The organism is Bradyrhizobium sp. U531 (assembly GCF_051710265.1).
GTDB lineage: Bacteria > Pseudomonadota > Alphaproteobacteria > Rhizobiales > Xanthobacteraceae > Bradyrhizobium.
The window spans coordinates 62029-77645 of the sequence record NZ_JASVEN010000014.1 but is presented as its reverse complement, the minus strand read 5'-3'; the positions used below and the strand labels follow the sequence as shown (position 1 = coordinate 77645).

Here is a 15617-nt window from a genome sequence, read left to right as displayed (position 1 = left end):
GAAAGTCCTAACAAACCGACAGCAAGCTATACTACTTGAGCGTGTAGCGAAGTGTGGCCGAATTCACTGTTCTGTCAATAAAAGCAGGCGTGTTCTGGCAAGGAAGTGCGCGCAGGGCCGCCGGGGGACCGCGGCCGGCCCGTTTAGGACTTGGTGGCGCGTCTGACGTCGCTCTGCACCAGGGTCAGCTTGCCCAGCGGCACGCCGGCCTTCAGCAGTCCCTCGCGATAATGGGCGAGATCTTCCGGCCGCTTCCAGTGGAAGTTGCGCAAGTGACGATCGACGTTGAGGGTCGGGTAGTTGCGCATCAGCACGGAGGTGGCTTCGCTCGCCTCGGCGCTCCGCCCCAATTGGGCCAGGGCCGCGGCGCGGATCGCCAGCGCCTGCAGGTGGTTGGGGTTGACGTAAAGCTGCTCGCGCGCCCATGACAGGGTCGCGTCATATTGGCGCAACAGATAGTGGCTGAAGGCGTTCAGGGCCGCCCATTGGTAGCGCGGATCGCTGTTGTCACGCTGCGCGGCCATCGAGAACAGCTCGATCGCCTCGCGGTGCTCGCCGATGACGAAATGGCAGATGCCGAGCACGCCGCGCGCGCCGTTGTCATAGGGGTTGAGCGCGACCGCGCGCTTGGCCGCGTCCATCGCGGCCTCGTAGTGCCCTTCCAGCGCGTGCGCCCAGGACAGGATCGAGAACGCGAAGGAGGAGCGCGGGTCGAGCCGCACGCTGGTTTCGGCCAGGTTCATCGCCTCGGCCCACATCTCGCGCGTACCCTTGACCCAGCCGAACTGGATGCTCTGGATCTGGATCGTGGCGAGATAGGCATGGGCGATCGACAGTTTGGGATCGAGCCTGATGGCTTCCCTGAACAGCTCGACGGCGATGGCCAGATCTTCCTTGGTCTGCCGGTAGTAGTGCGACAGTCCCTTGAGGAAGCGGTCCCAGGCGCTCACGTCGGTCGAGAGCCGCGCCGGCGCCGACGCTTCGGCCCGAACGATCTCGGTGGCGATGGCGGCGGACAGGTTGGTGGTGATCTCGTCCTGCATCGCGAAGAGATCGCCGATATCGCGGTCGTAGCGCCCGGTCCAGAGCTGTTCGCCGGTCTCCGGAGCGATCAGCTCGGCGGTGACGCGGATCTTGGCGCCGGCACGCCGCACCGAGCCCTGGATCAGATAGGTCGCGTCGATCTCTCGTGCGATCAGGCGCGTGCTCACATTCTTGCCCTTGAAGGCGAAGGTCGAGTTGCGGCTCAGTACGCGATAGAAGGATTGCAGCGACAGCGCGTGGATCAGATCCTCGGTGAGACCGTCGGAGAAATATTCGTCCTGGGCCTCGCTGAGATTGGCGAAGGGCAGCACGCCGACGATTGCCGTGCGGTACTGCTGCGAAAGGGCGGATGCCTCGCGCAATTCGGGGGCGAGCGCCGGAGCCCCGTCGGGCGTCCAGGTAAAGACCCCGATCGGATCCTTGATGTTCTTGAAGCGATGGTTGCCGGAATCGGTCAGCGGCACGGAGAGATGCTTGCTGGCCTCGCGATGAGCCTTCGCCGAGATGGCGAAGCCGCCGGGGCTCGCCACGGATTCCAGGCGGACGGCAATGTTGACATCGTCACCGAACACCTCGTCCTCATCGGCGATGACGTCGCCCATGTGAACGCCGAGGCGGAACTGCATGGCGCGGTCGGACGGCAGATGGTGGTTGCGCTCCACCATCAGCGTCTGCATCGCGATCGCCGCCTCGGTGGCGCCGACGATCGAGGGAAACTCCAGCAGGAAGCCGTCGCCGGTGTTCTTCACGACGCGGCCGCCGTGGTTGAGAATGATGGGATGGATCGCGGCACGATGGGCCTTGAAGGCGGCATGGGTGCCGGCCTCGTCGCTGCCCATCATGCGCGAATAGCCGGCGACATCGGCGCAGACGATGGCAGCCAGACGTCTTTCCATATTCTCGCAGCTCCAAGGGAGGGGGACCGGCCACGGCATGGCAGGCGCCTCGAATCCCGCATTTCAAGAACCCTGCCTTTATAGAGCAGATGCGGCCGAGCGATAGTATGATCCGCATTGCAAATTCGAGGTAAATCCCACGCAATCCCGGCGGTGGACGAAGCGGGACGAACCGACTAAGCCCGTGCTCCGGGCCAGGGCCGATGGTGAGGGCACGTCACATATGCTGGGCATTCACGAAATCTGGCTGTTCATCCTGTCGGGCGTGCTGCTCAACATCACGCCGGGACCGGATTCGGTCTACGTCATCGGCCGCAGCATGCAGATGGGCTGGCGGGGCGGAGCCGCCGCTGCATTGGGCATCAGTTGCGGCTGCTTTTTCCACGTTGCGGGCGCAGCGATCGGCCTCTCGGCCCTGCTGATGGCCTCGTCCACGGCCTTCTCGATCCTGAAGCTGGTCGGTGCGGCCTATCTGGTCGTCACGGGACTTCAGATGCTGTGGTCGCGTCCTGTGCTGACGGCGGTGAAGGACGAAGCTGAGCGGAGCTCGCTGCGGCGGGTCTTCCTCCAGGGCGTCTTCACGAACGCACTCAATCCAAAGGTCGCGCTGTTCTTCCTGGCTTTCCTGCCGCAATTCGTCGCGGCCGATTCGCCGCACAAGCCGCTCGCCTTCCTGACGCTCGGCCTGATCTTCATCTTTACAGGAACTCTGTGGTGCCTGGTGCTGGCGGCGTTCGCGGCGAAGGCTGCTCACCGGCTGCGCCGGTCCGAGGGCGCGATCGCCTGGGTCAATCGCGCGCTCGGCGGTCTCTTCATCTATCTCGGCATCCGCGTCGCCATGCTGGAGACGCGGTAAGCTCATTCGAACGAATGATGCCTTCGAATGATGCCGTGGTTCGCAGTCGGCCCGAAAGAGGCCGCGCGGGGAGGTCTTGATGATTCGAGGAAGCTGTCTCTGCGGCGCCGTGCGTTTCGAGATCGACCAGGTGCGCGCGCTGACACATTGCCACTGCACCAATTGTCGCAAGCTGACCGGCGCGTCCTTTGCGACTTACGCTCATGCCGATGCCGACAAGTTTCGCTTTGTGGCGGGCGAGGACATGACCGTGTCTTACGAATCCGCGCCGGGAAGTTTTCGTTATCGCTGCAAGACCTGCGGTTGCCTGACGCCGGGCAGGGCGAGCTACCTGCCGACCGTCAGCATTCCCGCCGGGCTGCTGGATGATAATCCGCAGGTCAGGCCCCGCCTGCACGTCTTCACCTCGTCGCGCGCGCCGTGGTGGACGATCGAGGACGACCTGCCTCAATACGAAAAATGGGTGCCGGGTTACGAGCCGAAACCGTAAGGCCTCGGCCAAGCCACCTTGCGAGTGCTCTACGCAAGCTCCTTCGCCAGCGCGCTGCCGGCGAGATACAGGCCGAGCAGGATCATCGCGATCAGGAACCAGCGGCGGAAGGCCTCTGCCGGCATCCGCGCCCGGACCGACTGGCCGATGAACATACCGGCAAAGGCCATCGCCATGCCCACGGCGCCCGGCACCGCATTGGCCGGCGTCAGCAGTCCGCCGACGGTGAGGTTGAAGGCGAGCGCCAGCGTCGCTGTCGTGAAGAACACGCCAAGCGCCTGCACCAGCTCGTCCTTCTCCATGCCGATCGCCTGCATGAACGGCATCGAGGGGATCACCTGGACCCCCGTCGAGGCCGAGATCACGCCGGTGATGACGCCGACCACGCCGCCGACCCATCTCTCGTTCCTGGGCGCGACGTGGAACTGCAATTTGTTGAGGCCGATCACGGCATAGACGACGAGCAGGACGCCGAGCACGATCGTGCCGTAGCGCGCATGCGGACCGGTCAGTGCGCCGGCATTGAGCCAGCAGCCGATCACGGTGCCGATCATCAGCGGCCACAGCCGCCGCAGGATGTCGCGCAGATAGGGGCCGGAGAAGGTCTGCCAGATATTGGTGACGATGGCAGGCACGATCACGATGGCAATGGCGCGGCTCGGCGCCATGCTCACGGCGAGCAGGCCCATGGAGACCGTCGGCAGGCCGAGGCCGACCACGCCCTTGACGAACCCGGCGATCAGGAAGACGGCGGCGATGAGGATGAGGAGCGGATCGATCATGCCGGCACATTGACCGAAGCCGCGCGGGCGCACAATCTGGAGGTTACGGAGTGAGCCTTCGCCTGAGACGAAGGCTGGCGCGTGATCCGGGCAGGAGCGCAGCGGCTTTCCGGCGGGATCAGGCTCCAACCACCGGAAAGAGCCCTGCCATGCGTTTCGACCTCGTCGACCTCCAGCTTTTCATTGCGGTTGCCGACCAGCGCAGCATCACCCGCGGTGCGGAGCGGGCGCATCTGGCGCTGGCCTCGGCCAGCGCGCGCATCAAGGGGCTGGAGGACGCGCTCGGCGTCGCCCTGCTCAAGCGCGGACGGCGGGGCGTGGAACTGACCGCGGCCGGCGAGAGCCTGCTCGATCATGCGCGGCTCGTGATCCACCAGGTCGACGCCATGCGCGGCGATCTCGCCGGCTTTGCCAGCGGCGTGCGCGCCAGCGTGCATTTCCTCGCCAATACCTCGGGCCTGTCCGAGCATCTGCCGAAGGCGCTCGCCGGCTTCCTGCGCGAGCATCGCGACGTCGCCATCGACATCGAGGAGCGCGAAAGCACCGACATCGCCGCGGCGATCACTGCGGGCGCCGCCGATCTCGGCTTCGCCGCCGAGCATGCGCTGCCCGACCATATCGAGCGCTTCGTGTTCAGCGAGGATCGCCTGACGCTGGTGACCGCGCGCCGCGGCCCATTCGCCGGCCGGCGCCAGATCGACTTCCAGGAGGCGGGAGCCTGCGATTTCGTCGGGCTGACCAGCGCCACCGCGCTTCAGATGCACATTTCCAAGCACGCGGCGCGGCTCGGCATGCGCCCGCATTTCCGCGCGCGCCTGCGCGATTTCGACGCGATCTGCCAGATGGTCGCCGCCGACGTCGGCGTTGCCCTGGTGCCGGAATCCGCCGCCCGCCGTTGCGCAAAGCTGATGCCGCTCGCCGTGATCCGATTGCGCGATGCCTTCGCCAACCGCCGCCTCGTGATCTGCGCGCGCAGCTTCAAGGCGCTGCCACGGCCGGCAAAGATGCTGGTGGAGCATTTGAGGGCGGAGGCAGTGTGAGTTTCTTATCCTCCCCTGGAGGGAGAGGGTCGATCGCGCGAAGCGCGAGCGGGGTGGGGTGATCTCTCCACTCGGTCAGCATCGGATGTGGAGAGACCGTCACCCCACCCCGTCTCACATTTCGCTGCGCTCAATGTGAGCCGACCCTCCCCCTCCAGGGGAGGGTAAGAGAGAGCTCTACTTCGCCGTCTCCACCCCGGCGTCCTTGATCACCTTGGCCCACTTCTTCGTCTCATCGGCGATGAAGGCGCGGAAGTGATCCGGCTCGTCGCCAACCAGCGTCGCGCCCTGTGCGGCGAGCTTCTCCTTCACCGCGGGATCCGCCATCGCCTTGGTCGCGAGGCCATGCAGCGCGGTGACGATCTCCTTCGGCGTGCCCTTGGGCGCCACCATGCCGTACCAGTTCTCGACACGCAGATCGGGAAAGCCCGCTTCCGAAAGCGTCGGCACGTCGCGCGCGGTCGGCGAGCGCATCGCCGAACCGATCGCGATCGGCTTCAACGCGCCCGCCTTCACCTGCGGCAGAAGCACCGGGAGATCGAGGAACGTCATCTGCACCTGCTGGCCGAGGAGATCGTTCACCGCCGGCGCGGCGCCGCGATAGGGCACGTGCACGATGTCGATCTTGGCCGTCAGCTTGAACAGTTCGCCGGCCAGATGCGGCAGGCTGCCGGGGCCGGAGGAAGCGAAGTTGAGCTTTCCGGGCTGCGCCTTGGCGAGCGCAATCAACTCACTGACGTTCTTCGCCTCCACATCGGTGGCGACCACCAGCATTTCCGGCACGGTCGCAACCAGCGTCACCGGCGCAAGGTCGGTCGCGGTGTCATAGGCGACCCGCTCCATGCTCGGGCTGATCGCGAGCGCGCCGGCCGAGGAGATCGCGATGGTGTAGCCGTCGGGCGGGGCCTTGGAGACGGCGTCGGTGCCGAGCACGCCGCCCTGGCCGCCGCGATTGTCGATCAGCACCGGCTGGCCCGACAGCTCCGACATGCGCTGGCCGATCACCCGCGCGATGATGTCATTGGGGCCACCGGCCGGAAACGGCACGATCAGCTTGATCGGCTTGGCGGGAAAATTCTGCGCCGCCGCCGCTGACGGCAGCAACGGGAATATCGTCAGCAATAGTCCAGCGAGCAGCCTGCGTGAGATGGTCATGCAAGCCTCCCGCTCGCGTTTGTTATTGGTTCAGCAGCTTCAGTGCTTCTTCGTGCACCCTGGCGTCGCCCGCCGCAACGATGCGGCCGCCGCCCTGGGCCGGCTTGCCTTCCCAGGTGGTGACGACACCGCCGGCGCCGGTCACGATCGGGATCAGCGCGGCGATATCGTAGGGCTTGAGCTCGGTCTCGACCACGAGATCGACATGGCCGGCCGCCAGCATGCAATAGGAGTAGCAATCGCCGCCATAGCGGGACAGCCGCGCGCCCTGCTCGATGCGGCCGAAAATGGCGCGATCGCGCTCGTTCATCAGCAGCGGCGAGGTGGTGTAGGTCGTGGCTTCCGAGAGCGAGGCGCAGCGGCGGACCTGGAGCCGGCGCTCGCCGGAGGGGCCCTTGTAATTGGCCGAGCCGTTGTCGCCGGAGAAGCGCTCGCCAATGAAAGGCTGGTGCATCATGCCGAACACCGGCGTGCCCCTGTGTAGCAGCGCGATCAGCGTGCCCCAGATCGGAAAGCCGCCGATGAAGGATTTGGTGCCGTCGATGGGGTCGAGAACCCAGACATAATGGGCGTCCTCGCCCTCATTGCCGAATTCCTCGCCGACGATGCCGTGCTGGGGGAAGCTCGCCTTGATCAGCCGCCGCATCACCGCCTCGGCGGCGCGGTCGGCCTCGGTGACGGGGTCGAAATCCCCGGTCTTGCTCTTGTCGTCGATCGACAGCGAGGTGCGGAAGAAGGGCAGGATGGTTTCGCCGGAGGCGGTGGCGAGCCGTCCGATGAAGGCGGAGAAGTCGATCACCGTCACGGCGTATCCTCAAAGCGAAAATTGGTGGGAGCCCATCTCCTGCCTAGCTCAATTCGCCTCCCGCGTGCAGCGCTGTCTTCATTTGCACCCTGGTATTTTGGATGCCGCAGCCTGCTGCCCGATCCAAGGCATCCGCTGGCCAAATACCGATCACAGCCTTGAAAACTTAGTTCCGCTGTTGCCTTGTTCGTATGCAAATGACAATCAACCCATTGAATTTCCTTATCAAAGAAACTGAATCTGGGTTTCCATGGAAGCAACTGAGCCATGTGCTTATTGCATGGGAAACGGCTCAAAAGCTCTTGCGCTTTGTGCGGCGCGGTCGCATATTGTTGCGGTGCGGTAGCGCCTGGCGTTACCGCTGCCCTCCTTGGGCGTTTCCTCCCTAGACTTGGGCCGCTTGCGTCATTCGCGAGCGGCCCTTTTTTCTTGCCGTTTTCTGCCGCCGCCATTTTCATTTCAGGGCGCGGAAGCTTGCGAAGCGAAACGTTCTCGCGCCTTCGTCCCACGACAGATCTTGCGAAGAAAAGCGGGCGCCTATTCCGCCGCGGCCTGGAACGGGCCGAGATCGGCGAATGGAATCGTGGTCGCCAGCACTTCGGCGAGAACGCCGAAATCGGTCGCCACCTGCGCAAAGCGCGGGCCGCGCTCGCGCCGGCGCTCGTCCATGTAGATCGCGCGGTTGAGCTCGAGCTGCACGGCGTGCAGCCCGCTCGCGGGATTGCCGTAATGCTCGGTGATGAAGCCGCCGGCATAGGGCTTGTTGCGGCCGATCGAGTAGCCAAGCCCGGTCATGGTCTCCTCGACCCGGTCGGGCAGCAGCGGCGTGCAGCTCGTGCCGTAGCGGTCGCCGATCACGACGTCGGGCCGGCGCGGCTCGTCCCTGCTGACGCCGACCGAAGGCATCGAGTGGCAGTCCATCAGCACCACGGTGCCGAACATCTGGTGCACCTTGTTGATCAGCCGGCGCAGTGCGCGGTGGTAGGGCTTGTACAGCGTCTCGATCCGTCCCAGCGCGTCGTCCACCAGAATGCGGTCGCGGTAGATCTCCTGGCCGTCGCCGACCACGCGCGGAATGGTGCCGAGGCCGCCGGCGACCCGCATCGAGCGGGTATTGGCAAAGCTCGGCAGCCGTCCGCTGAACATGCGCGGGTCGAGCTCATAGGGCTCGCGATTGACGTCGACATAGGAGCGGGGAAAGTTGACCCGCACGGTCGGAAAGCCGCGCTCGCTCAAATGGCCGATCAGCTCGTCCATGAAGGAATCTTCGGACCGCCGCAGCGTCGGCAGGTCGATCCTGGACGCGGCCAGGAATTCGTCCGGGTAGGTCGAGCCGGAATGGGGCGAGTTGAAGATGACCGGCGCGCGCCAATGCGCGGGCTCCACGATCTCGAAGGCTGGCGACGTCTCGCCGTCAAACCGGGTCATCTTCTCAGGCTTCGTCCCTTCGCGCCGGGATCTGGCAGGGGCCAGACCGCATCGATTCGGCCGATCGAGCGGCTCTTATGTGTCGTCATTGTCCGGAATCGCAACCATTCTGCCAAGCGAAAAAATGCAACGGTCATTTGGAACACGTCTTAACCGTGCGAGCAGGCAGGCGGGGATGAGCCGGCGCGGCTCGATTGATTCGAGCCGCTTTCCGGTTCACAAGAGGCCGGCAGCGCAGCCAGCCCGGGGTAAAGATTTTCACCCCAAATTTACCCTCTGTCGGGCTTAGTGATCTCTGCTGATATCCTCTGGGGATGCGACGATTCCTGCCATGCCAAAGATCCTGCTCGCCGAAGACGACAACGACATGCGCCGTTTCCTGGTCAAGGCGCTGGAAAACGCCGGTTTTCAGGTCTCGTCCCATGACAACGGCATGGCCGCCTATCAGCGGCTCAGGGAAGAGCCGTTCGAGATGCTGCTCACCGACATCGTGATGCCGGAGATGGACGGAATCGAGCTCGCCCGCCGGGCCTCTGAACTCGATCCCGACATCAAGATCATGTTCATCACCGGCTTCGCCGCGGTCGCCCTGAACTCGGATTCGGACGCCCCCAAGAATGCCAAGGTGCTGTCCAAGCCCGTGCACCTGCGCGAATTGGTCAGCGAAGTGAACAAGATGCTGGCGGCCTAAATCGGCCTCCTTCCGTCCTTGCACAGGGTCCCCTGAGCCGTTATAGGGACCCCACCCGACGCAAGTGGACTATTAGGGCGCGTAGCTCAGCGGGAGAGCACTACCTTGACATGGTAGGGGTCACAGGTTCGATCCCTGTCGCGCCCACCACGCTTCGCCGAAAGGCTATGCGTGGCGCAGCCACACCTAATAATAGCGAAGCGTGTCCGGCGTAGCTCGCAGAGCGAGGACGGACTGCGCGCGCCTTCAGCGGTACTCCGGACCAGCCTCCATCCAGGATTGCGCTTGCCGCCAGCCGGGCTACGCTCGCTTCGACAGCGAGCCCGCCTATGAGCATATCCGTTATCGAGCAAGCCAGGATCCAGGCCCAGGTGCTGGTGCCCCTGGTCAAGGCGCTGCAGGCCGAGCTTGGCCCGGCGCGCGCCAATGCGCTGGTGCGCAAGGCGCTCGGTGATCTCTATCGCGGCTTCGGCGAGGAGTTCTGGAAGGCCAGGAACCAGGGCGCGAGCGAGGCCGATCTCGGAAAGGCCGTCGCCTCTGCCTTCAAGACCTACGCCCGCGACGACGCGCTCGCCTATGACGTCATCGAGCAGTCGCATGACGCCTTTGCCTTCGACGTCAAGCGCTGCGCCTACGCCGAATTCTACAAGGCGCTCGGCGAACCCGAGCTCGGCTTCCTCCTGGTCTGCACTGCGGACTTTGCGACCGCGGAAGGGTTCGGTCCCGACATCAAGCTCGCACGCACGCAGACCATCATGCAGGGCGCGTCTCACTGCGACTTCCGCTATCGCCGCGAAGGAGACGCATCACAGTGAAGCGACTGACCCGGGCGAGCTGTCTTGCCGCGGCGGCGCTGGCGCTGGTCGCCGCGCGCGCCGATGCCGCGATCATCGACTGGCAGGCTGAGCTGCAGCGCTGCCGGGAGCTGCGCGCGAGCGTGGCGCCGCTGCTTCAGGCCGGCGAGGGCATCTCCGCCGTCGGCCGCTCCAACAGATCCGTCCGTCGCTGCATCTGGATCCAGCGCATCGCGGTGCGGAAGAAAATCCCGGGCGCGGAAATTTGGTAGCGCAGTGCGGGCGTCAGCTGGATCCGCTCCTCTGACCGCGCAGCACATCCTTCAGTCCGGTCGGGTACAGGTTCGGTCCGCCGTCGATGTCGAGATCGGCAAGGTCGAACCAGCGCGCAACGATCTCTTCGCCATTGTCCTCGCGGAAGTCGATGCGATCCTGCCCGGCGAAGGCGCCGTCGGGAAACTCCACCTCGCAGACGAACATCACCTCGTGGCCGGTCGATCCCTCGTGCACGAAAATGTTCTCCAGCACCAACGGCTCACTGATGATGGTGACGTCGATACCGAGTTCCTCATCGAACTCGCGCAGAAGGGCGGCGCGCCAGCTCTCGCCGAACTCGATCTCGCCGCCGAGCGGGCGCACGCCCTTGATCCGCCCGCCATCGTCGCGAACCTCTGCCGCGAGCAGGCGCCCGCCCCGCCAGTGCAGGCCGATCGCGACGACACGGATATGAGGATGCGGGCGCCATGTGGTCATAACAATCGTTATCGCGGGCGCCGCCGCCGTGCAATGCGCGGAGGCCAAGTCGTGTCAGAAGTCAGGCCTTGTCAGTCCGCACCGGATCAGGCTGCGCAGGCTTGATCCGTCATTCGCCGCCTGCCATTGTCCGATCATTCACACGGCGACGATGTCGATGCATCGTCCGTCGGTTGCACAGAGAAGGCAGGCGAGATGAGCAGCGTGAACAAGCCCGGTGGCAACTATCTGCCTGTGATCATCCATGGTGGATTGGCCTATGTCAGTGGCCAGCTGCCGCGTCGCGGCGAAGACCTGCTGTATGCCGGCAAGGTCGGAGCAGGCGTCGATATCGCGGCCGCACAAGAAGCTGCGGCCCTTTGCGCCGATCTCTGCATTTCCGCCATCAATCACGCCACCGGTGGAGAGGACAAAATCGTCCAGGTCCTGCAGGTCGTGGGATATGTCGCTTCAGCGCCCGGATTCACCCAGCAATCGCAAGTCATGAACGGTGCCTCCGACCGGCTGGTCGAACGGCTCGGCGAGCGCGGTCGTCACACGCGCACCTCCGTCGGCGTTGCCGAGCTGCCGCGCGGGGCGCCGGTCGAGCTGAACATGATTGCCGCCGTTCGGTCATAAAAGGCCGCCTCATCGAACGAGATATTTGGCAACCGCCGCCTCATCCCACGCGATCCCGTTGCCGGGCTCCTCGCTCGGCAGCGCAAAGCCGTCCTTGATCTTGAGCCGCGTTGCCAGCACGGCATCGGCCCAGTCGACATATTCCAGCCAGTGCGCGGTCGGCGTCACGCAGAGCAGATGCGCGCTGACCTCCGAGAACAGATGCGTCGACATCTCGATGCCGGCGGCGTGGGCGAGCGCGGCAGCCCGCAGCCAGCCGGTGACGCCGCCGATGCGTTGCACGTCGGGCATCACGTAGTCGCAGGCTTCCGCGGCCAGGGCCGTCTGCATCGAGAAGGCGCTGTCGAAATTCTCGCCGATCTGCACCGGCGTGCGCAGCGCGTCCGCGACGCGAGCGCTGCCGGCATAATCGTCGTGCCGAATGGGCTCCTCGATCCAGCTCAAGCCCTCGTCGTCCAGCATCTCGCCGCGGCGGATCGCGTCGGTGACCGTCAGGGCCTGGTTGTAGTCGCACATCAGCGTGACCTCGTCGCCGACGGCCTTGCGCACCGCGCGGACGACAGCGAGATCCTCCCGCGCATCGGCGCGGCCGACGCGGATCTTGGCGGCCTGAAATCCTTCGGCCAGCAGCTTGTGCGCCTCGTCCACCGCCGCACCGGCCGGCATGATGCCGAGCCCCTTCGAATTGTAGGCCCTGACCGGCTTCGGGGCGCCGCCGAGCAGCCGCGCCAGCGGCAGGCCCTTGGCTCGCGCGAGCGCATCCCATGCCGCCATGTCGATGCCGGATTGCGCCAGGCGCTGCAGGCCGGCGAGGCCCAGCAGGGTGAAGCGCTGGCTCAGCTTGCGCTCGATCTCGAACGGCAGCAGCTCGTCGCCGGCGACGAGCTCTGACATTTCCGTGACCATCGCCGCTAGTGGCTTCAAGGCCGATGGCGTGATCGAGAACAAATAGGCGTGCCCGACCGCGCCCTGGTCGGTTTCGCAGTCGATCAGCACCAGCGGGGCCTTCGCCACCGCCCCGGTCGAGGTCTTGAGCGGCAGGCTCATCGGCACGATCACGGGGCGCGCGTTGAAGCGTTTGATGCGGATGGTCTCGGTCATGGCGCGGGCTCCGGATGATCAACGGTGGTTGATGTCGATCTTAGACATTCGTGATGAAACGAAAAGGCGGTTGGTCCGACCACCATAAAATGTGGTTGCACTGCCTTGCGTTTTCTGGGTTCTGTTCCGCCGCATCCCCGCCGCAAATTACGGGCGTTTGCGACAAAATCGCACACGACGGAGCCACAGTGTGAAACAAGAGATCTCCGAAGAGCAGCGCAAGAACGGCATCCTCATCGGGGCCGCGATCGCCTTCCTCTTGCTCGCCTTGCCGGTCGCGGTGTGGCTGGACCTGACCGAGCTCAGCAAGACGGCGTTACGCCGGCAGGCGGTCGATCTCAATTCGGTGATCTCGAGCGTGCGCAGCTACTACGCCTCCAATGTGGTCGGACGCGTTCTTGCCAACCCGGATGGGACCACGAAGGTCGTTCACAATTACGAATCGGTTCCCGGTGCCATCCCGATTCCTGCGACGCTGTCGCTGGAGCTCGGACGCGTGATAGGCGCCCAGCAGGAGAACATCACCTACCGCTTCGTCTCGGACTTCCCGTTCCAGAACCGCGCATCGCACCAGCTCGACAAGTTCGAGAAGGACGCGCTCGATGCCCTGCGCAGGGATCCCGAGCAGAAGATCGTCGAAACCGAAACCTCGCTGTTCAACGACAAGGTCCGCCTCGTCGCCCCCGTCACGATGGGCCCGGCCTGCGTCAGCTGCCACAACAGCCACCCCGAGAGCCCGAAGAAGGACTGGAAGGTCGGCGACGTCAGAGGCATCCAGGAGGTGATCATCGCGCAGCCGATCGCCGCCAACATCTTCTCGTTCAAGTTCCTGCTGGCCTATTTCCTCGTGGCTGCCGGCAGCGGACTGGCGTTTCTGTCGCTGCAGCGCCGGCAGGCCGGCCGCATCAAGTCCATGAACAGGGAGCTGGAATCAGCCAACGACTTCCTGGCCTCGCTCTCGATGAAGATCTCGCGCTACATCCCGCCGCAGGTCTACAGGAGCATCTTCTCCGGCCAGAAGGACGTCACCATCCACACCGAACGCAAGAAGCTCACGATCTTCTTCTCGGACATCCAGAACTTCACGGCGACCGCCGAGCGGTTGCAGCCGGAGCAACTGACCCAGCTGCTCAACGAATACTTCACGGAGATGTCGACGATCGCCCATGATTATGGCGGGACCATCGACAAGTTCATCGGCGACGCCATGCTGATCTTCTTCGGCGATCCCGAGACCAAGGGCGATCGCGCCGATGCGCAGGCCTGCCTGCAGATGGCCTGGCGCATGCAGCAGCGCCTTGCCGAGCTCAATGCGAAATGGCGCGCCGCCGGCATCGAGCAGCCGTTCCGCTCACGCATGGGCATCAATTCGGGCTATTGCAATGTCGGCAATTTCGGCAGCACGGACCGCATGGACTACACCATCATCGGTGCCGAGGCGAACCTCGCCGCGCGCCTGCAATCGATCGCCGAACCCGGCGGCATCGTGCTGAGCTACGAGACCTTCGCGCTCGTCAGCGACATCGTCCGCGCCCACGCGCTGCCGGGAATCACGATGAAGGGCATCAGCCGCGAGGTCATTCCCTATTCGGTCGACGCGCTGAACGATGCCGCGGCGGAGAGAAGCGGGGTGATCACCGAGCGCGCGCCGGGCCTGGAGCTCTATCTAGACCCTGCCGTGGTGCAGTCCGGCGATGCCGCGCACGTCCGCGCACTGCTGGAAAGCGCGCTGGCTTCGCTGAAGCCGGCGTGAGAGGGTGAGCGTCGGTCCACTCGAGCTTCCACAGCGCCATGCCCAGGACAAGCCCGGGCATGACGACTTCTGCCAAATGTTCAGGGCGTCTCACCTCGCCGCGCCTTCCGTGAACGCGGTCTCGATCACATCCCCAAAAGGCTGCCACGATCGCCCGTCGAACTGCACCAGCCGCATCTGCTTGATCGGCAGATAGTTGCTCGCGGAGGTGTTCATCCTGATGTCGGGCAGCGCAACGGAGGGGCCGAAGCTCTTCAGCGAAGTCGCCTGTCGCATGATGTTCTCGCGCGAGACGTCGTTGCCGCATTGCTTCAGCACCTGCGTCAGCGCTTCGGCCGCCGCGTAGCCGTAGAGCGCGGCACTGTTGTTGGTGCTTTCGACCTGATGATATCTATCCATGAAGGCGAACCAGTCCTTCATGGCGGGGTCGTCCTTCCACGCGGGGTCGCTCGGATCCTTCAGGAACGCCGCCGAAATCACGCCGGCCGAGTTCTCCAGGCCGGCTGGCGCCATCGCATTGGCGATCGAGGCGGAGGCATCGTTGACGATGAACACCGGATGCCAGTTGAGCGACGCGGCGAGCTTGATCACCTGCGACGCCGTCGACGGAACGCCGAGAAAGACGAAGATGTCGGCCCCGGTGCGCTTGAGGATCGAGACGTGCCCGTCGAGATGGGCGTCGTTGATGTCGAAGGCGATGTCGACGACGACATGGCGGTTCAGATCGCCGAGGCCTTCCTGAATACCCTTGTAGAGCTGGCGCCCGAACTGGTCGTTCTGCCACAGCACGACGATCTTCTTCCGAGAGTAATAGGCCTGGATGTAATTGGCGTAAATGCGCCCCTCCGATCGGAACGAGGGCTGCCAGCCCATGGTCCAGGGAAACTTCTCGGCCTGGCTCAGCTCTTCGTCGCCGGAGGCAACGAACAGCTGCGGGATCTTCTTCTCGTTCAGATACCGGCGCGCGGCCAAATTGCCGGGCGTGCCGAACGATCCGAACATCAGGTGCACGTCGTCCTTCTCGACCAGATTGCGCGTGAGTTCCAGCGCGCTGGCCGGATCGGAATTGTCGTCGCGCGTGATGAAGCGGATCTTGCGGCCGTTGATGCCGCCGCGCGCGTTGATCATATCGAAATAGGCCGCTTCCGCTTGGCCGATCGCGCCGAATTCCGAGAGCGGTCCCGAATACGGCATGACATTGCCGATGCGGATTTCCTTGTCGCTTGCGGGTTGTTCCGAATGCTGCTGCGACATCGCGCCGAGCGAGGCGGCGGCAACCATGGAAACGAACAGCATCCTGCCGATGACGCGCATGTTCGATACCTTGTCGTTGGCCCCCAACGAGGTCGGCTCAGTCCGCAGCAAGGCCGGTTGATCTACGTCAAGCGTTTGGCAATCGTGTGGCCGGTCG

At 64.6% G+C, this 15617-nt stretch carries 17 protein-coding genes and 1 tRNA gene; 10 read left to right on the top strand and 8 right to left on the bottom strand.

What is annotated here, in order from left to right:
• Nucleotides 1-143: 143 nt before the first annotated feature.
• The gene (locus QRQ56_RS36880) at nt 144-1940 is read right to left on the bottom strand and encodes an adenylate/guanylate cyclase domain-containing protein (protein ID WP_438746603.1); all 1797 of its coding nucleotides are present in this window, start codon (nt 1938-1940) and stop codon (nt 144-146) included.
• Between the two features lie 223 nt (nt 1941-2163).
• On the opposite strand from QRQ56_RS36880, the gene QRQ56_RS36875 reads away from it, so the two are divergent.
• The gene (locus QRQ56_RS36875) at nt 2164-2796 is read left to right on the top strand and encodes a LysE family translocator (protein WP_438746601.1); all 633 of its coding nucleotides are present in this window, start codon (nt 2164-2166) and stop codon (nt 2794-2796) included.
• Between the two features lie 79 nt (nt 2797-2875).
• On the top strand, nt 2876-3286 hold the full coding sequence (locus tag QRQ56_RS36870) for a GFA family protein (protein WP_438746599.1): 411 nt from the start codon (nt 2876-2878) through the stop codon (nt 3284-3286).
• Nucleotides 3287-3315: 29 nt separating this feature from the next.
• Here the strand turns inward: QRQ56_RS36870 and QRQ56_RS36865 are convergent, their stop codons facing one another.
• The gene (locus QRQ56_RS36865; RefSeq protein ID WP_438746598.1) at nt 3316-4068 is read right to left on the bottom strand and encodes a sulfite exporter TauE/SafE family protein; all 753 of its coding nucleotides are present in this window, start codon (nt 4066-4068) and stop codon (nt 3316-3318) included.
• Between the two features lie 149 nt (nt 4069-4217).
• On the opposite strand from QRQ56_RS36865, the gene QRQ56_RS36860 reads away from it, so the two are divergent.
• Nucleotides 4218-5108 carry a LysR substrate-binding domain-containing protein gene (locus QRQ56_RS36860; protein ID WP_438746596.1) on the top strand — a complete coding sequence of 297 codons (891 nt, stop codon included), beginning with the start codon at nt 4218-4220 and terminating at the stop codon, nt 5106-5108.
• Nucleotides 5109-5285: 177 nt separating this feature from the next.
• Here QRQ56_RS36860 and QRQ56_RS36855 read toward each other — a convergent pair whose 3' ends face one another.
• A complete protein-coding gene (locus tag QRQ56_RS36855; protein ID WP_438746594.1) occupies nt 5286-6263 on the bottom strand; it encodes a Bug family tripartite tricarboxylate transporter substrate binding protein in 978 nt (325 codons plus the stop codon).
• 22 nt (nt 6264-6285) lie between these two features.
• Nucleotides 6286-7068 (bottom strand): histidinol-phosphatase, encoded by a 783-nt coding sequence (hisN, locus tag QRQ56_RS36850; RefSeq protein WP_438746592.1) that lies wholly within the window; start codon nt 7066-7068, stop codon nt 6286-6288.
• Between hisN and QRQ56_RS36845 the strand changes: the two genes are divergently transcribed.
• Entirely contained in the window at nt 7040-7306 is a 267-nt protein-coding gene (locus tag QRQ56_RS36845) for a hypothetical protein (RefSeq protein WP_438746590.1), read from the top strand. The genes hisN and QRQ56_RS36845 overlap by 29 nt on opposite strands.
• 299 nt (nt 7307-7605) lie before the next feature.
• Here the strand turns inward: QRQ56_RS36845 and QRQ56_RS36840 are convergent, their stop codons facing one another.
• A complete protein-coding gene (locus QRQ56_RS36840; RefSeq protein ID WP_438746589.1) occupies nt 7606-8496 on the bottom strand; it encodes an N-formylglutamate amidohydrolase in 891 nt (296 codons plus the stop codon).
• Nucleotides 8497-8827: 331 nt separating this feature from the next.
• Between QRQ56_RS36840 and cpdR the strand changes: the two genes are divergently transcribed.
• The 4 genes from cpdR to QRQ56_RS36820 all read left to right on the top strand — a co-directional run bounded on the left by cpdR (nt 8828) and on the right by QRQ56_RS36820 (nt 10253).
• On the top strand, nt 8828-9187 hold the full coding sequence (cpdR, locus tag QRQ56_RS36835) for a cell cycle two-component system response regulator CpdR (RefSeq protein WP_007597092.1): 360 nt from the start codon (nt 8828-8830) through the stop codon (nt 9185-9187).
• Between the two features lie 75 nt (nt 9188-9262).
• Nucleotides 9263-9337, top strand: a tRNA-Val gene (locus QRQ56_RS36830).
• 179 nt (nt 9338-9516) lie between these two features.
• Nucleotides 9517-10002 carry an L-2-amino-thiazoline-4-carboxylic acid hydrolase gene (locus QRQ56_RS36825; RefSeq protein WP_438746585.1) on the top strand — a complete coding sequence of 162 codons (486 nt, stop codon included), beginning with the start codon at nt 9517-9519 and terminating at the stop codon, nt 10000-10002.
• 5 nt (nt 10003-10007) lie between these two features.
• Nucleotides 10008-10253 (top strand): hypothetical protein, encoded by a 246-nt coding sequence (locus tag QRQ56_RS36820; protein ID WP_438746710.1) that lies wholly within the window; start codon nt 10008-10010, stop codon nt 10251-10253.
• A gap of 13 nt (nt 10254-10266) precedes the next feature.
• Here the strand turns inward: QRQ56_RS36820 and QRQ56_RS36815 are convergent, their stop codons facing one another.
• Entirely contained in the window at nt 10267-10734 is a 468-nt protein-coding gene (locus tag QRQ56_RS36815; RefSeq protein WP_438746584.1) for an NUDIX hydrolase, read from the bottom strand.
• A gap of 195 nt (nt 10735-10929) precedes the next feature.
• Here QRQ56_RS36815 and QRQ56_RS36810 point away from each other — a divergent pair, with 195 nt between their 5' ends.
• Entirely contained in the window at nt 10930-11352 is a 423-nt protein-coding gene (locus tag QRQ56_RS36810) for a RidA family protein (RefSeq protein ID WP_438746582.1), read from the top strand.
• Nucleotides 11353-11361: 9 nt separating this feature from the next.
• On the opposite strand, the gene QRQ56_RS36805 is transcribed toward QRQ56_RS36810, so the two are convergent.
• The gene (locus QRQ56_RS36805; protein ID WP_438746580.1) at nt 11362-12453 is read right to left on the bottom strand and encodes an enolase C-terminal domain-like protein; all 1092 of its coding nucleotides are present in this window, start codon (nt 12451-12453) and stop codon (nt 11362-11364) included.
• A 190-nt stretch (nt 12454-12643) separates the two neighbouring features.
• Between QRQ56_RS36805 and QRQ56_RS36800 the strand changes: the two genes are divergently transcribed.
• Nucleotides 12644-14206, top strand: a complete 1563-nt coding sequence (locus tag QRQ56_RS36800) for an adenylate/guanylate cyclase domain-containing protein (RefSeq protein ID WP_438746579.1) — start codon at nt 12644-12646, stop codon at nt 14204-14206.
• 90 nt (nt 14207-14296) lie between these two features.
• Here QRQ56_RS36800 and QRQ56_RS36795 read toward each other — a convergent pair whose 3' ends face one another.
• Nucleotides 14297-15520 carry an ABC transporter substrate-binding protein gene (locus tag QRQ56_RS36795; RefSeq protein WP_438746709.1) on the bottom strand — a complete coding sequence of 408 codons (1224 nt, stop codon included), beginning with the start codon at nt 15518-15520 and terminating at the stop codon, nt 14297-14299.
• Between the last annotated feature and the right edge of the window lie 97 nt (nt 15521-15617).

What these genes read in the sequence shown, in the direction of transcription:
- QRQ56_RS36880 (WP_438746603.1), bottom strand. Translation starts at nt 1,940, where the DNA reads ATGGAAAGACGTCTGGCTGCCATCGTCTGCGCCGATGTCGCCGGCTAT.
- QRQ56_RS36875 (WP_438746601.1), top strand. Translation starts at nt 2,164, where the DNA reads ATGCTGGGCATTCACGAAATCTGGCTGTTCATCCTGTCGGGCGTGCTG.
- QRQ56_RS36870 (WP_438746599.1), top strand. Translation starts at nt 2,876, where the DNA reads ATGATTCGAGGAAGCTGTCTCTGCGGCGCCGTGCGTTTCGAGATCGAC.
- QRQ56_RS36865 (WP_438746598.1), bottom strand. Translation starts at nt 4,068, where the DNA reads ATGATCGATCCGCTCCTCATCCTCATCGCCGCCGTCTTCCTGATCGCC.
- QRQ56_RS36860 (WP_438746596.1), top strand. Translation starts at nt 4,218, where the DNA reads ATGCGTTTCGACCTCGTCGACCTCCAGCTTTTCATTGCGGTTGCCGAC.
- QRQ56_RS36855 (WP_438746594.1), bottom strand. Translation starts at nt 6,263, where the DNA reads ATGACCATCTCACGCAGGCTGCTCGCTGGACTATTGCTGACGATATTC.
- QRQ56_RS36845 (WP_438746590.1), top strand. Translation starts at nt 7,040, where the DNA reads ATGAAGGCGGAGAAGTCGATCACCGTCACGGCGTATCCTCAAAGCGAA.
- QRQ56_RS36840 (WP_438746589.1), bottom strand. Translation starts at nt 8,496, where the DNA reads ATGACCCGGTTTGACGGCGAGACGTCGCCAGCCTTCGAGATCGTGGAG.
- cpdR (WP_007597092.1), top strand. Translation starts at nt 8,828, where the DNA reads ATGCCAAAGATCCTGCTCGCCGAAGACGACAACGACATGCGCCGTTTC.
- QRQ56_RS36825 (WP_438746585.1), top strand. Translation starts at nt 9,517, where the DNA reads ATGAGCATATCCGTTATCGAGCAAGCCAGGATCCAGGCCCAGGTGCTG.
- QRQ56_RS36815 (WP_438746584.1), bottom strand. Translation starts at nt 10,734, where the DNA reads ATGACCACATGGCGCCCGCATCCTCATATCCGTGTCGTCGCGATCGGC.
- QRQ56_RS36810 (WP_438746582.1), top strand. Translation starts at nt 10,930, where the DNA reads ATGAGCAGCGTGAACAAGCCCGGTGGCAACTATCTGCCTGTGATCATC.
- QRQ56_RS36805 (WP_438746580.1), bottom strand. Translation starts at nt 12,453, where the DNA reads ATGACCGAGACCATCCGCATCAAACGCTTCAACGCGCGCCCCGTGATC.
- QRQ56_RS36795 (WP_438746709.1), bottom strand. Translation starts at nt 15,520, where the DNA reads ATGCGCGTCATCGGCAGGATGCTGTTCGTTTCCATGGTTGCCGCCGCC.